Here is a 12,948-nt window from a genome sequence, read left to right as displayed (position 1 = left end):
TGGACATGCCAATGTTTTTGTCATATATATATGGGAAAACCATGTTTTACATGACTAGATTAATATCTCTTGAGGAGTGTTGTAGGCTTAGGGTATACTTTTTTTATAACGATTTCTCCAATTTTGATTTTAAGGGGATAGAAATGAAAACAATTTATGAAATTCAACAATTTTTAAAACAGTATGGAACGATCATTTACCTGGGAGATCGCGCTGCTGACTTGGAGTTAATGGAAATGGAATTAAAGGAGCTCTATCAGTCACAGTTAATTGAACCAAGAGAATATCAATCGGCTTTATTAATATTAAGGCATGAAATTCAATTTCAAAAAGAAAAAGATAAAAATAAAATATAAATGGGTGAGTAAAATTGGCAGAGAAATGGATTGTGGGCGTTGACCTTGGGGGTACAACGACAAAGCTTGCATTTATAAGCATGAATGGGGAAATCATTCAAAAATGGGAAATTCACACAGATAATTCTAATGAGGGACAAAATATTACAAAAAACATCGCCAGGGCAATAGATGAAAAACTTTTGGCACTGGGTGAAACGAAAGATAAATTAATTGGGATTGGGATGGGGGCACCGGGACCGGTTAATTATGAAACTGGAGAAATCATAAATGTCGTGAACTTGGGATGGAAGGATCATTACCCTTTGAAAAGCAGCCTGGAAAAGGAGACCTTGCTGCCTGCTGTAATTGAAAATGATGCAAACTGTGCCGCATTAGGTGAAATGTGGATGGGGGCAGGAGAAGGAGCAGAGAATCTTATCTGTGTTACGCTTGGTACTGGTGTGGGCGGTGGTGTCATTGTTGCCGGAAATATTGTACCGGGTGTTAACGGAGCAGGAGGCGAAATTGGCCACATTACCTCTAATGCAAAGGGAGGAGCCCCGTGTAATTGCGGTAAATCCGGCTGTCTTGAGACAGTTGCTTCAGCTACGGGAATTGTTCGTTTAGCTAAAGAGGAGCTAAAAAAAGGCCAAAGTGCAGGTGAACTCTTCGAAAGGTTTACGGAAAGCGGCAGTATTACGGCTAAAGATGTCTTTGATTCAGCTAGAAATGGTGACCCCTTAGCAAGTAATGTAATGAAGGAAGTCTCTTTTCATTTAGGGCTTGCTTTGGCGAACATTGCCAATACTTTAAATCCGAAAAAGATAGTCCTTGGGGGCGGGGTGTCTAAAGCTGGTGATATTTTACTCACCTCTGTTAAAGAACAATTTACTCAATATGCTTTTTCTGCAGTAAAAGAATCCACTGAACTAACTTTAGCCACCTTAGGCAATGATGCTGGTGTAATTGGCGCTGCATGGTTAATCAAAAATAAAGTTGTATCTGAAAAGAACCTGTGATAAACAGGTTTTTTTCTTTTCTAAACTCTCTTTTTTCTCATATGATTTTATTGATGGGAGGAGATTGTAATGGAGGTCACAGTTCGTTCCGAAGATACATTATGGTACTATAGTCAATTATATAAGGTTCCGCTCCAGCTTATTATTGAATCAAATCCACAGGCTTCATCGGAAAATTTGCAAGTATTAGAGAAAATTTCTATTCCGGGTTTCCAATCAGTTAAATATACAATAAGGTCCGGAGAAACATTATCGAGCCTCGCCACTTCGAGAAATCTTCCAATCGATGCGATAAAGCTGTTAAATCCATCCATAAACTTTGAACAATTAATTGGCAATGAAACCATTCTCTTGCCGGAAAGAATCATGATTCCCTATTTGCCGACCACTATTCCATGTGGATATAAATCTTTTTTAGAAGCGATCAGCTATTTAAAACAAATCTATCCCTTTATCACTGTTTCATCGATAGGGAGCAGTGTGTTAGAAAACCCAATACTGGAAATAAAAGTGGGCAGGGGGGCAAAAAAAATTCATATGAATGCGTCCTTCCATGCAAATGAATGGATTACAACACTTGTCCTCCTTCATTTGTTGAATAATTATTTGTTAGCCCTTACGAATGGTACTCCTCTAAGAGGAGTTGATAGTATGAAAATGTATCAGAATGTTGAGTTATCCTTAGTCCCAATGGTCAACCCGGATGGGGTCAATCTTGTGTTATACGGCCCGCCTCCAGAACAAAAAGAGATGACGATCAAAATAAATGAGAATCAGGAGGATTTTATTCATTGGAAAGCAAATATAAGGGGAGTCGATTTGAATAATCAGTTCCCGGCAAAATGGGAAATTGAAAAACAGCGCAAGCTGCCAAAATCACCAGCTCCGAGAGATTATCCTGGAGATGAGCCATTAACGGAGCCTGAGGCTATCGCAATGGCAGAGTTAATGAAACAACACCCATTTGATTGTATTGTCGCCTTCCATACCCAAGGGGAGGAATTCTATTGGGGATATGAAGGATATGAACCACCTGAAGCAGAAGTCATTGCAAAAGAATTTGAACGGGTCAGCGGTTATCAAGCTATTCGCTACGTTGATAGTCATGCCGGGTTCAAGGACTGGTTTATTCAGGAGTTTAAACGTCCTGGTTTTACGATTGAGCTTGGTAGGGGGATCAATCCGCTACCACTTTCAATGTTCAATGATATTTATAAAAGAACAGAAGGAATTTTTGTCGCTGCCATGCAACTATAGATTTATAAATTACAGAAGGTGTGCATGAAAAGCCGGTTACCCGGCTTTTTTCCATTTAACTATTTTGCTGAAACATTTCGCGGTCATTCACGGTCTAATTAACATAAGCAAAAAGAAGGGGGTTAAAGTTGATTGAAATGGAAAAACGGAAATTACTTAGATTTTTTTGCCTAGGATTGATCATTTTGCCCCTCATTCTATGTGCCTGTACAGGTCATAATCCTGCAAAGACAAAATCTTCTTCAAAAAGTGAGAAAAAAAAGCCTCCTGAAGCCATTTCAACAAATGATTGGAAAGTACCCATTTCAATTCCAAAAGGAGAATTTTTCAAATCGGCGGGATGGCTTAGTGAGGACGAGGTTCTTTACATCACCAATATGAAACAATCCTCAAATGTCTATATTTATCATTTATTAACCGGTAAAAGTGAATTAATAGAAAAAAGCGCTTCACCGATTGTTAATGTTACTATCAGCCCATCTAAAAAATATATTTTGATCCAATCAGCCCCTACGTCCGATAATGGTTTCATTCAGATTATTGATAGAAAGGGGACTAAAATTTGGCAGCAATCTATCAAAGCGCATGAGTTGGAATTTGAATGGAATCCGTATGATGAGTCAAAAATTCTTGTCACTAATTTTAATGAAGATTGGTCCTTTAAGAATTTATTAATAGACCTTAACAAAACAAAAATTACCGAGATTTCTATCCCTCAGCCTTTTCTTAAGTGGGTGGATAAAGGATCTGTTGCCTATCTAAAATGGAAACAGCAAAATCTATCACCATTTGCCCCATTAATTTTTATGACGGTAGATCATAAACAAGAAAAAACGGTCGCTAAGGCGGTTTTTCATTTTTCAGCTTTTCAAAATGGGCTCATGACTATTAAGACAGATAAGCAAGAAAAGACAAAATCCACCTATACCTTTTTTGATCAATCATTAAAGCCCTTTTATTCTTTTTCCATACCCCAGTTGACAAATTATTCAGATTTGGTAGTCCCTTTTAATGATTTTATTGAAAGCAACTATCAGTTCCTTACCTTCATACCGCTTGAAAGTACGGAGGAGGATTCTTATACGGAAGGTTTTGACCTCCTAACCATTGATATTCAAAAGGGAAAAAAGGACTTAATCCTAAAGGGAATGGAAAATCAACCGCTGCTATGTTCGCCTCAAGGAGAAGCCTGCTTGTATGGAAACAGTCTCGAAAAATTGATCGATTTAAAAAAGAAAAAAATATTCAAACTAGTGAAAGAATGACCTTGCAAATGTCATTCTTTTTTCATGTTTGGCTTTGTATGGTAAAATCGCAGGTGTGGTGCAATAACAGGAGAAAGGTGAATGATAAATGGCTATAGTGGATGTAACGGTTATACCAATTGGAACGGAAACACCAAGTGTGAGTAAATATGTTGCAGGTGTTCAAAAAATACTGCAGAAATTTGCTGAGGATGGAAAAATACATTATCAATTAACGCCGATGAATACGATTATCGAAGGAGAATTGCCCGTTTTATTCGATGTTATTCAAGCAATGCATGAGGCTCCATTTTCAGAAGGCATTCACAGAGTCGCCACTTCGATTCGAATAGATGACCGCAGGGATGTTAAAAGGAGCATGGAGTATAAAGTAGAAAGAGTAACAAACCTTTTAAAGGACGGGGAGATTCAATAAAAAAGACTGCCGTTGGGCAGTCTTTTTTGAGGAGCTATCTTGCGATTAGTGTGCTTCACCGACTGGCACTCCATTGTGAATAACGGTCATGATGACAAACCAGCCAAAAACGCAGAATGCAGCCACGCCCCAAAATGCACCTAAGAAATTTTTATCCTTAAGTGCTCTAAATCCACCGATACCAGCGAGAATGGTTACTAAGAAAAAAATAATTTCTAATCCCATTTATTAAGCCCCCTTTTTAAAGTTAAATATCAGGCAAATGCCTATTATGAAAAGTATTATGTAGAAATATTATATACATTTGTTACCTATTTTATATTTTTTTCAATTATTTGTCGAGGGCGAAAAAACGTCAATATTGTTTCATTTTCCCTATATTTTATTATAATGTACAATAATAGTATTGTTATTTTTAAATGGAGGTACTCTAATGAAATGGTCACAAATTCCGTTAGGTGTTTTACAAACGAATTGTTACATAGTAGAAAGTTCTGATCAGTCTTGTATCATTTTTGACCCGGGCAGTGAAGGAAAAAAACTAATCAACTGGCTTACTAAAAGAAGCCTAAAGCCAATTGCCATTTTCTTGACACATGCGCATTTCGACCATATTGGCGCAGTTGATGAAATTAGGGATCAATATCAAATTCCTGTTTATGTTCATGAAGAGGAAGAAGATTGGCTAACAAATCCAAAACTAAATGGTTCTCAATTTTTTCAGGTGAAAAATGCCGTTTGTGTGAAAAAAGCGGAGCATCTATTAAAAAAGGAAGAAACAATAAAAATTGGCGATTTTGAATTTTACGTGTATGAAACACCAGGTCATTCACCGGGGAGTGTTTCTTATTATTTTCAGAAGGATCACTTTGTGGTATCAGGAGATGCATTATTTCAAAGCAGTATTGGACGGACAGACCTTCCAAGAGGAAATCAATCCCAGCTGCTAAAAAGCATTCATGAAAAATTGTTATTCTTGCCAGAAGAGACAGAAGTATTGCCGGGACATGGCCCAATTACAACTATTGGAGAAGAAATGGACAGCAATCCATTTTTAAATGGATTTTAATCAAAAAAAGAAAAACCTCTCTCTATTTGAGAGGGGTTTTTCTTGGGGATGTTCTATTCTTATAATGGGAGGGGATATAGTTAAGCTACTAATCTAACAATATTATAAAGTATACACTATGTCAATAGTGAAAAACGGGAAGGAGCCCGAATGATTACCTACTTAAAAAACATCATTTTAGAATCACCAAATAAGCTCATTTCATATGCGGAATTTATCGGTGCTGCTCTCTATCACCCCGAATACGGCTACTATATGAAGGATCAAGTAAAAATTGGCCGTGAAGGAGATTTTATTACGACAAGTAATATCTCGGATATTTACGGAAGAATAATCGCTAAATGGTTTTCAAAAATCAGTAGGAAATTTGAATTACCAGCTGTCTTTTGTGAAATTGGTGCAGGAAATGGCCGGTTTGCTCATGCATTTTTGCAAGAATGGCATGAATCGATACAATCCCCCTTACAATATTATATTGTCGAAAGCAGCCCATTTCATCGGAAATTGCAGAGGGAATTGCTTAGTCAGGATTATTCAGTCACACAAGTGGACACGCTCAATGATTTAAAGGGTTTTGAAGGGATGGTCTTTTCGAACGAACTATTTGATGCTTTCCCGGTTCATGTTATTCAAAAAGAGGAAAACCAGATTTTTGAAATCATGATAGGCATAAAAAATGATCAGTTATTCGAAGAGAAGATGCCATTGGTAAATCCGGAGATTCTTCGATTTTTACAAGAAAGTAAATTAACATTGAAGGATAAGCAGAGGATTGAAGTCCCTCTGGCAATGGAAAAAATGCTGGAGACAATCGCCCGGACATTATCTAAAGGCTTGGTTGTCACGGCAGATTATGGGTACAGCAATGAGGAATGGCAGGAATCCAACAAAGCACAAGGCAGTTTGAGAGGTTATTATCACCATCAAATGGTTCATGATGTTTTGCAGAATCCAGGAGAAATGGATATCACCACCCATATCCATTTTGATTCTCTTATTCAAAAGGGCGAACAGGTGGGATTGAACTGTGTAAGCAAGCTAAGACAAGATGATTTCTTGGTGAAGACCGGCATTCTAGAAGAGTTGGCAAATCATTATGACCCTAACCCATTTTCTGAAATAAGTAAACGCAATCGAGCGATACGAAGCTTAATTATGCCTTCTGGAATCAGTGCATATTTCCATATCCTTATTCAACGAAAAGGATTGAATCTCAATCATCATCAGTTGTTTAATTTATAAAACAAGAGGAAGTCCCACAGGGATCAAACCCGCGTGGGACTTCCTCTTTTTTAAAATCCTACAGTGCGCCGTGCAGAGGCATCATAAAAGTAGACCAATACGTGAAACCTGCAAAGAAAATTGTTAAGTAGGCCCCGAAAATATACAAATACATACGCTCGGATAGTTTTAGATAGCTAAGCAGAACAAAGAATCCAGTCTGGGCTAAAAATAACAGGGATGTTTTATGCATATCACCAAGGTAAAACATTACTGTAAAAATGCCCGTCCAAAAACCCAATACTCTGAACATGCGATCCATATGTAACCCTCCTTTTACCCAACGAATACCATCATTACATAATTATAAAGTAAAAGTCAGGGTAATGTAAATAATGGTTTCAGATTAATTGGTAACAATTGCATGATAGGAACAGGTATCACAGCCGTCAAACATATTTTCTTTTTCAATTAGTTCGACGGATTCGAAAAGTGCTTCAAACATGCCTTTTAAAAATTCCTGGTGCATGTTGCAAACTGTTTCATGTTCCTCAGCCACTTCTTTAAATGGACAATTGAAGATTTGGAAATAGATTTTCGTTTGATCACCACTAGCTTCAAATTCCGGATAAAAGCCGGCTAGTGTTGCTGCACTTTTTAATATGGTTAGTTTTTGCTCGAAATTTAATTCATCACCAAGTGATCTTTTCGCCATTTCTTGCTCAATTACTTCTGCTCCAAATTGCTTACCTGTAAGATAAAGAGCTTTTTTTCCTGCTTCTCCAAGTGTCAGCATGGTTTGGATGGCTACTTTAGATAGGAGCATATAATCACGGAATGGAAAATGAAGCTGAATGACATCATCTGATAAACGATATAATCGGCTTGGTCTTCCGCCTTTGCCTGTCTTCTTTGTTTCAGATGCCAACATATTTACATCTTCAAGTTTAGATAAATGCAGCCGCGCTACATTTGGATGAATATTAAAGTTTTCAGCAACCTCCTGGACTGTCACTTCTTGATGCCGTTTTGTAATGTATTGATAAATATAATAACGCGTTGGATCTGATAAAACATTTGTTATTTTTAATGTTTGTTCCATTTTGGCTCACCTCGGCCCCCCATAATTTATTCCATTATAATACAGCCGTTATTGCATGGGAATGAGGTTAACAATGTTAACACTATATGTTTAGAAAATGTTCACAATTACGGTTTGCATGCTAGTTTTATACTTGACAAATATTATACGAAATTTATACATAATGTATAGATCAAGTGGTGAATATAGGTAAATCCGCAAATAATGGTTTTTGTCGGATTATATTAAAAATATTTTAAAAAAATTTTAGTTTTTAGAAGGAATACAAAGAAATCTGTCGAAATAATTTAGTGAAAAATGAAGGAGGTGCTACCCATTGTAAGTGCGATTGAAATTTTAGCAAATAGGATCATCAAAGATGCTACAAGAAACAGAGCGACGGATATTCACATTATGCCTCGCAAGAATGACACCCTTGTCCAAATCCGTTTAACCAACAAATTAATCCCCCGAATATCTCTTCCAAAAGATGAATGTGACAAATTAATCTCTCACTTTAAATTTACAGCCAATATGGATATCGGGGAAAGAAGACGTCCGCAAAATGGAGCCATTGTTTGTGAAGTTGACGGACAATTGATGGGGCTCAGACTGTCAACACTTCCATCAAACAACAGAGAAAGCCTTGTGATTAGGCTATTGCCTCAGCAGGAACAAATTCCCTTTCATCAACTCTCATTATTCCCTTCCATGACCAGAAAATTGCTAGCACTCTTAAAACATGCCCATGGATTAATAATCTTTACGGGACCAACTGACAATGAAAAAACAATAGATAAAAAGAATAAGAGGAAAAGAGAATAATAAGGATAGCGGAAGCGCATGCTTTATGGCGCTCAAAAGGACAATAGAGGGGGATCTTTACATTCCTTATTGAACTAAAGCGGCAGTTTACTTGAAGAAGAGGGAATCGTTGACCAAGTGTAGAATATTTCCCTTGGAGAGTGATTTTATGAATGTTAGATTCTCGTTTGATTTAGATAAAACTGTTCCTAATGGACCAGAATACTTTGCTTACGAAAATGGTTTTATCGAAGGTGCTTTAAACATTTATGTAAATGAAAAATTGTTTTTTGATGATCCATATATCAATCTTGCAGAGTTAGGAATCCAACTGGGTGAATGGTTACAAAAGATTCGCAGAGGTCTTAGAGAAAATATGGACTACGACACAATTGACCACGATGAGGAAATACTCAATTTCTTTTATGTAGGTAATGACTATTGGAGAATTTATTCAATTTGGCAGGAGTTTGAAACAAACAAATATATTACCACAACAGTATTAGTTGAAGCGGTAACACAATACATACAGGAGTTAAATAAGGAACTTCACGAAATTGATTACGTTGTTAAACTTGATGATTTCCTTCAATAACCCACCCCTTATCTAAATCAAGAGGACAAATCTTATTTCACTAACGGGTGCTTGAGTGAAAGAACAATGATAGCTGCTGTGGTTATATTTTCTTGTTGAGCTACCATGGAAGAACGGGTTAAAATTCCATCCTCTGTGGTGAAGCTGTGCTTCATGGATGGCTAACGGGGCAGTTTAGTTGAAGAAGAAAATAATTATTATCACATTTGACTGATATTGTGAAGTCAGAACGACTCATTCATGTCCAATTAAAAATGGTACCCAAAAGGTACCTTGGAGAAGTTGTATCTCAGAACGATTTTAGTATATGTCACTTATTAGTTTTTGCTAACAAAAATACCACCCGTTTTAGGTGGTATTAAGAAACTAGAATCCAAATGGTCCTGGTGGACAGCAAGGATTAACCGGACAACCGCACATTGTATGTGTTTCACAGCATTCATTTACACATGATTCGGTATGCGGGAAAAAGTGTTGATGGTTAACATGAAGCTTATTGACCGTTGTCGTATGAGAAGGATGGACATGAGAAACTACCTTATTAAATAGGTTTGTTTTTACATATTGTTGTGCAGGGTCAAATGTTCCTGGATCATATTGTGTAGGAAACACTTGTGGTGGGCAGTATTGCGGCGGACATGGTGGTGGCGGACAGAATTGAGCTGGTAACGCTTGTGGCATTACATTCGGCATTACATTTGGCATCATATTTGTTCGAAAACCGCCAAATCCATTATTTATATTCATCATTAAATGACCTCCAGTTGTATTTGTCTTGTTACAACATCAGTCTATGTAATTTTTTAAGATGTGGACTAGTATAGTCACCTATTTTATGAAACTAAAAAATAATACCCACACGAAGATAATTTGCAAAAAAAGAGATGGTGCTTGTTTAACTAAAGGATGCTTATGTTAAAGATGGGATTACTGCTGAGATCCCGTCTTTTTATTGTGCCCCCATGTAAATAAAAATGAAAAAAAGACAATATGAAAGTGGACCTAATCTATAAGTTTTAAAATTCACCGAGGTCGACTGAGTCAGATAAACGGTTGGGCTCTAAGGCACCATAGTGTATCGACCCTCTTATTCAGTCAATCATCATTAGACACTGATCCATTTTCATAATCCGTAGTGTATCACAGATGTAAGGTTGGATTACGAGTTGTTTTGCAAATAAGATGAGTTTACATTTGTTAAAACAATTTTTTCCTATTTTTATATAATAAATCATTTAATTGGACAAGTCCCCCATTCATTTGGAATCATTCTGAATATCATATTTGTGTAACATAAAATTTAATAGAAAAGGAGTTGATTAAATGGGTTGGTATGGTAAACAGAACAATGAAGAGAAGGAAGCAAACAATAATAACAGAAACAAAAATTATAACAATAACGATAATGATAATCAAAATGAAAATGAAAATGATCTAAAAAATAGTAATAATGCTAAAATTCTCAACAGCGGAAACTCTTATGTCGATGTTAAGGTTAATATTTCGTCCAAAAATGAATCTAAAGCTGAATCTGAACAAGAGCAGGAACAAGAACAAAGTATTAGTGTAAATGGGAAAAAAAAACATAAGTATTGTTAGTATAAAGATTACTATTTAACTGGGAAAATATTATCTCAGTTAAGTAGTAATCTAATTTTTAGCATGATTATGAAAGGAGGTCATAAAATGGCATTTATGGGGCGAACAAACAATGCTAACGAACATACAAAGTATAGAAGCAAATTCGATAATGATAATCAAAATGAGCTGGTGAATGGTACACTAGCTAAAGTAAGTAATAGTGGTAATTCTGATGTTGATGTTAATACAAAAATTGATGTGCATATTGATGTAATGCCGATTGCATTAGCGATTCTATATTCATCTTTAGCCAATAAACAACTTTCACAAAAAAAATTTCGATATGCCATGAAGCAATTATATGAGTATAAATCGAACTAAGAAATCCATTTCCCAAAACTCTCATTTAATTTTCCATTAAATAAGCCCTTCTCAATCGAGAAGAGCTTTTTCTAATTCCATTATTAGGGTTTTAAATTGTCTTATAATAGTTGAAGCTTACATGCATATTATTATTAGGTACTATAAAGCTTATGGTTGCTTTTTACTAATTATGGAGCTAACTTGGAAGCATTAGTCAGTAAGCTGTGGTGAATTGTACCATTTAAAAGAGGAAAAATTGGTTTTTATAATGATTTTTCTTCAACTAAAGGGTGCTTTTGCTGAATAAGGAGTTGCATCGGCAATCCATTTTTTTGTTGTGCTAACGGGTGAGTTTACTTCAATAAGGGCAGGATAATGATTTTTATTTTTAGTCATTCAATTATTTTATTAATGATTAAAAAATGGGGAAATTATTAATAGGTGATTGAGATGAAAACTAAAAAACAATCCTATATTCCAGTTATTTGGAAGTTCTGGTTTTGTCACGCATTCGCATTTTTATGGTTCCTTTTTTCTGTATATTTTTCTATTCCTTGGATTAAAGATTTAGAACATATCATTGGAATAGTTCCTTCGATTTTAATAATAGCTGCGATTGCCTATTTTCCTGGATATTTAAACGCATTTATGGTGATTAGTCTTTTCTTTGATAAGCAACCAGAATTTAAGGTACACAATCCAACAGATCCCCTTTCCATTTTTATTTCCTGTAAAAATGAGGAAAAGGGCATCGCCGATACTATTCGTTATATTGCCCAGCAAGATTATACAGGTAAAATGAACATTATTGTAATCGATAATGCATCGACGGATGAAACTGGCAGCATGGAACTGAAAGCAGGTCAGGAATATCATTTAGACTTAAAGGTCATTCATGAAGAAAAGCCTGGTAAAAATTTTGCTCTTAATCGGGCATTAGCCATGGCTGATACCCCCTTGATTATTACTCTTGATGCCGATACGCTTTTAACGAAATCAGCAGTTCGGTTCCTAGTGTGTAGATTATTATCGGCACCAAAAGATCTTTGTGCTGTTGCAGGCTCTGTACTTGTTAGAAATAGTCGCAAAAATTTTTGGACTAAGATTCAGGAATGGGATTATTTTTTAGGTATTGCTTCAATTAAAAGACTTCAAGGATTTTATCAAGGAACATTAGTTGCTCAAGGAGCATTCAGTTTATATAAAAGGGAAGCACTTGAAGAACTCGGGGGATGGGATGATGCTATTGTGGAAGATATAGTGCTAACCTGGAAAATGTTACAAACGAATTGTAAAGTATATTTCGAGCCTCTTGCAGTTGCATTTACCGATGTTCCTGAAACGTTAGTCCATTTCGCAAGACAAAGAAGTAGATGGGCAAGAGGAATGATTGAAGCGTTGAAAAAAGTAAAACCTTGGAATCAACCAGCCATTTTCACAAAGTATCTTACAGGAACAAATCTTATTTTTCCTTACTTAGATTTTGTATACAGCTTTGTTTGGATTCCTGGGTTGATACTGGCTTTCTTTGGCTATTATTATATCGTTGGGGCGACGATTCTTTTTGTTTTACCATTAGCATTATTAACGAATTATGCAATGTACCATTTTCAGCGAAAAGTATTTCAAAGGTTAGATCTTAAGATCAGAAAAAATATATTTGGCTTTTTTGCATACGTATTGACTTATCAATTGTTTATGTCCCCCATATCGGTTTGGGGATATGCTCAGGAATTTCTACAGTTAAAAAGAGTTTGGAAATAGGTCAATTTATTACCACAGGAAGTTTCAAACATGTTTTATCGGCTACCATACAAGTCGTATTGGTTCATATTTGATTGGTACTAGTGGAGATTTAAATTTTTGCCTTACTTTAAGAAGGGGATACCTATGGCGATTGCTTTTTCTTATTCGGTATAGATCCAACTAGTTTCACTCTT

Annotated in this window: 16 protein-coding genes; 12 read left to right on the top strand and 4 right to left on the bottom strand. The window is 36.0% G+C overall.

The annotated features are described in order from the left end of the window. The first annotated feature begins 143 nt into the window (after positions 1 to 143). The 5 genes from ACZ5XR_RS20230 (at position 144) to ACZ5XR_RS20210 (ending at position 4,294) form a co-directional block, all read left to right on the top strand. Positions 144 to 356, top strand: coding sequence for a YqgQ family protein (locus ACZ5XR_RS20230; protein ID WP_464498213.1), 213 nt, complete (start codon positions 144 to 146; stop codon positions 354 to 356). Positions 357 to 370: 14 nt separating this feature from the next. Next, on the top strand, positions 371 to 1,357 hold the full coding sequence (locus ACZ5XR_RS20225; protein WP_464498212.1) for an ROK family glucokinase: 987 nt from the start codon (positions 371 to 373) through the stop codon (positions 1,355 to 1,357). Between the two features lie 69 nt (positions 1,358 to 1,426). Further along, on the top strand, positions 1,427 to 2,614 hold the full coding sequence (locus ACZ5XR_RS20220) for a M14 family metallopeptidase (protein WP_464498210.1): 1,188 nt from the start codon (positions 1,427 to 1,429) through the stop codon (positions 2,612 to 2,614). Positions 2,615 to 2,751: 137 nt separating this feature from the next. Beyond that, positions 2,752 to 3,879 (top strand): YqgU-like beta propeller domain-containing protein, encoded by a 1,128-nt coding sequence (locus ACZ5XR_RS20215; protein ID WP_464502389.1) that lies wholly within the window; start codon positions 2,752 to 2,754, stop codon positions 3,877 to 3,879. Between the two features lie 88 nt (positions 3,880 to 3,967). Continuing rightward, complete coding sequence (locus ACZ5XR_RS20210; RefSeq protein ID WP_464498209.1) at positions 3,968 to 4,294, top strand: MTH1187 family thiamine-binding protein; 327 nt, start codon at positions 3,968 to 3,970, stop codon at positions 4,292 to 4,294. A gap of 45 nt (positions 4,295 to 4,339) precedes the next feature. Here ACZ5XR_RS20210 and ACZ5XR_RS20205 read toward each other — a convergent pair whose 3' ends face one another. Further along, entirely contained in the window at positions 4,340 to 4,519 is a 180-nt protein-coding gene (locus ACZ5XR_RS20205) for a DUF2759 domain-containing protein (RefSeq protein ID WP_464498207.1), read from the bottom strand. A 208-nt stretch (positions 4,520 to 4,727) separates the two neighbouring features. Here ACZ5XR_RS20205 and ACZ5XR_RS20200 point away from each other — a divergent pair, with 208 nt between their 5' ends. Continuing rightward, positions 4,728 to 5,363 carry an MBL fold metallo-hydrolase gene (locus tag ACZ5XR_RS20200; protein WP_464498206.1) on the top strand — a complete coding sequence of 212 codons (636 nt, stop codon included), beginning with the start codon at positions 4,728 to 4,730 and terminating at the stop codon, positions 5,361 to 5,363. Between the two features lie 150 nt (positions 5,364 to 5,513). Continuing rightward, positions 5,514 to 6,605, top strand: a complete 1,092-nt coding sequence (locus ACZ5XR_RS20195) for a class I SAM-dependent methyltransferase (RefSeq protein WP_464498205.1) — start codon at positions 5,514 to 5,516, stop codon at positions 6,603 to 6,605. Between the two features lie 58 nt (positions 6,606 to 6,663). On the opposite strand, the gene ACZ5XR_RS20190 is transcribed toward ACZ5XR_RS20195, so the two are convergent. Then, entirely contained in the window at positions 6,664 to 6,906 is a 243-nt protein-coding gene (locus ACZ5XR_RS20190) for a DUF2626 domain-containing protein (protein WP_464498204.1), read from the bottom strand. Between the two features lie 84 nt (positions 6,907 to 6,990). Next, the gene (locus ACZ5XR_RS20185) at positions 6,991 to 7,686 is read right to left on the bottom strand and encodes a helix-turn-helix transcriptional regulator (RefSeq protein WP_464498203.1); all 696 of its coding nucleotides are present in this window, start codon (positions 7,684 to 7,686) and stop codon (positions 6,991 to 6,993) included. Positions 7,687 to 7,983: 297 nt separating this feature from the next. Between ACZ5XR_RS20185 and ACZ5XR_RS20180 the strand changes: the two genes are divergently transcribed. Together ACZ5XR_RS20180 and ACZ5XR_RS20175 are read left to right on the top strand one after the other, a co-directional pair. After that, positions 7,984 to 8,490, top strand: a complete 507-nt coding sequence (locus ACZ5XR_RS20180; protein WP_464498202.1) for an ATPase, T2SS/T4P/T4SS family — start codon at positions 7,984 to 7,986, stop codon at positions 8,488 to 8,490. Between the two features lie 148 nt (positions 8,491 to 8,638). After that, positions 8,639 to 9,064, top strand: a complete 426-nt coding sequence (locus ACZ5XR_RS20175; protein WP_464498200.1) for a DUF7878 domain-containing protein — start codon at positions 8,639 to 8,641, stop codon at positions 9,062 to 9,064. A 366-nt stretch (positions 9,065 to 9,430) separates the two neighbouring features. Here the strand turns inward: ACZ5XR_RS20175 and ACZ5XR_RS20170 are convergent, their stop codons facing one another. After that, entirely contained in the window at positions 9,431 to 9,814 is a 384-nt protein-coding gene (locus tag ACZ5XR_RS20170; protein WP_464498198.1) for a CotD family spore coat protein, read from the bottom strand. A gap of 573 nt (positions 9,815 to 10,387) precedes the next feature. On the opposite strand from ACZ5XR_RS20170, the gene ACZ5XR_RS20165 reads away from it, so the two are divergent. The 3 genes from ACZ5XR_RS20165 (at position 10,388) to ACZ5XR_RS20155 (ending at position 12,772) form a co-directional block, all read left to right on the top strand. Beyond that, on the top strand, positions 10,388 to 10,663 hold the full coding sequence (locus tag ACZ5XR_RS20165; RefSeq protein WP_464498197.1) for a hypothetical protein: 276 nt from the start codon (positions 10,388 to 10,390) through the stop codon (positions 10,661 to 10,663). Positions 10,664 to 10,750: 87 nt separating this feature from the next. Further along, positions 10,751 to 11,026: a hypothetical protein gene (locus tag ACZ5XR_RS20160; protein ID WP_464498195.1), complete on the top strand. Its 276-nt coding sequence runs from the start codon at positions 10,751 to 10,753 to the stop codon at positions 11,024 to 11,026. A 432-nt stretch (positions 11,027 to 11,458) separates the two neighbouring features. Further along, positions 11,459 to 12,772: a glycosyltransferase family 2 protein gene (locus tag ACZ5XR_RS20155; RefSeq protein ID WP_464498193.1), complete on the top strand. Its 1,314-nt coding sequence runs from the start codon at positions 11,459 to 11,461 to the stop codon at positions 12,770 to 12,772. Positions 12,773 to 12,948 lie beyond the last annotated feature (176 nt).

The sequence above is a fragment of the Neobacillus sp. Fa239 genome, assembly GCF_055395235.1.
The sequence above is the reverse complement of the archived record's forward strand: the minus strand, read 5'-3'. Positions and strand labels throughout refer to the sequence as shown.

What these genes read in the sequence shown, in the direction of transcription:
- ACZ5XR_RS20190 (WP_464498204.1), bottom strand. Translation starts at nt 6,906, where the DNA reads ATGGATCGCATGTTCAGAGTATTGGGTTTTTGGACGGGCATTTTTACA.
- ACZ5XR_RS20230 (WP_464498213.1), top strand. Translation starts at nt 144, where the DNA reads ATGAAAACAATTTATGAAATTCAACAATTTTTAAAACAGTATGGAACG.
- ACZ5XR_RS20170 (WP_464498198.1), bottom strand. Translation starts at nt 9,814, where the DNA reads ATGATGAATATAAATAATGGATTTGGCGGTTTTCGAACAAATATGATG.
- ACZ5XR_RS20205 (WP_464498207.1), bottom strand. Translation starts at nt 4,519, where the DNA reads ATGGGATTAGAAATTATTTTTTTCTTAGTAACCATTCTCGCTGGTATC.
- ACZ5XR_RS20195 (WP_464498205.1), top strand. Translation starts at nt 5,514, where the DNA reads ATGATTACCTACTTAAAAAACATCATTTTAGAATCACCAAATAAGCTC.
- ACZ5XR_RS20155 (WP_464498193.1), top strand. Translation starts at nt 11,459, where the DNA reads ATGAAAACTAAAAAACAATCCTATATTCCAGTTATTTGGAAGTTCTGG.
- ACZ5XR_RS20220 (WP_464498210.1), top strand. Translation starts at nt 1,427, where the DNA reads ATGGAGGTCACAGTTCGTTCCGAAGATACATTATGGTACTATAGTCAA.
- ACZ5XR_RS20215 (WP_464502389.1), top strand. Translation starts at nt 2,752, where the DNA reads ATGGAAAAACGGAAATTACTTAGATTTTTTTGCCTAGGATTGATCATT.
- ACZ5XR_RS20210 (WP_464498209.1), top strand. Translation starts at nt 3,968, where the DNA reads ATGGCTATAGTGGATGTAACGGTTATACCAATTGGAACGGAAACACCA.
- ACZ5XR_RS20165 (WP_464498197.1), top strand. Translation starts at nt 10,388, where the DNA reads ATGGGTTGGTATGGTAAACAGAACAATGAAGAGAAGGAAGCAAACAAT.
- ACZ5XR_RS20160 (WP_464498195.1), top strand. Translation starts at nt 10,751, where the DNA reads ATGGCATTTATGGGGCGAACAAACAATGCTAACGAACATACAAAGTAT.
- ACZ5XR_RS20175 (WP_464498200.1), top strand. Translation starts at nt 8,639, where the DNA reads ATGAATGTTAGATTCTCGTTTGATTTAGATAAAACTGTTCCTAATGGA.
- ACZ5XR_RS20185 (WP_464498203.1), bottom strand. Translation starts at nt 7,686, where the DNA reads ATGGAACAAACATTAAAAATAACAAATGTTTTATCAGATCCAACGCGT.
- ACZ5XR_RS20180 (WP_464498202.1), top strand. Translation starts at nt 7,984, where the DNA reads ATGAAGGAGGTGCTACCCATTGTAAGTGCGATTGAAATTTTAGCAAAT.
- ACZ5XR_RS20200 (WP_464498206.1), top strand. Translation starts at nt 4,728, where the DNA reads ATGAAATGGTCACAAATTCCGTTAGGTGTTTTACAAACGAATTGTTAC.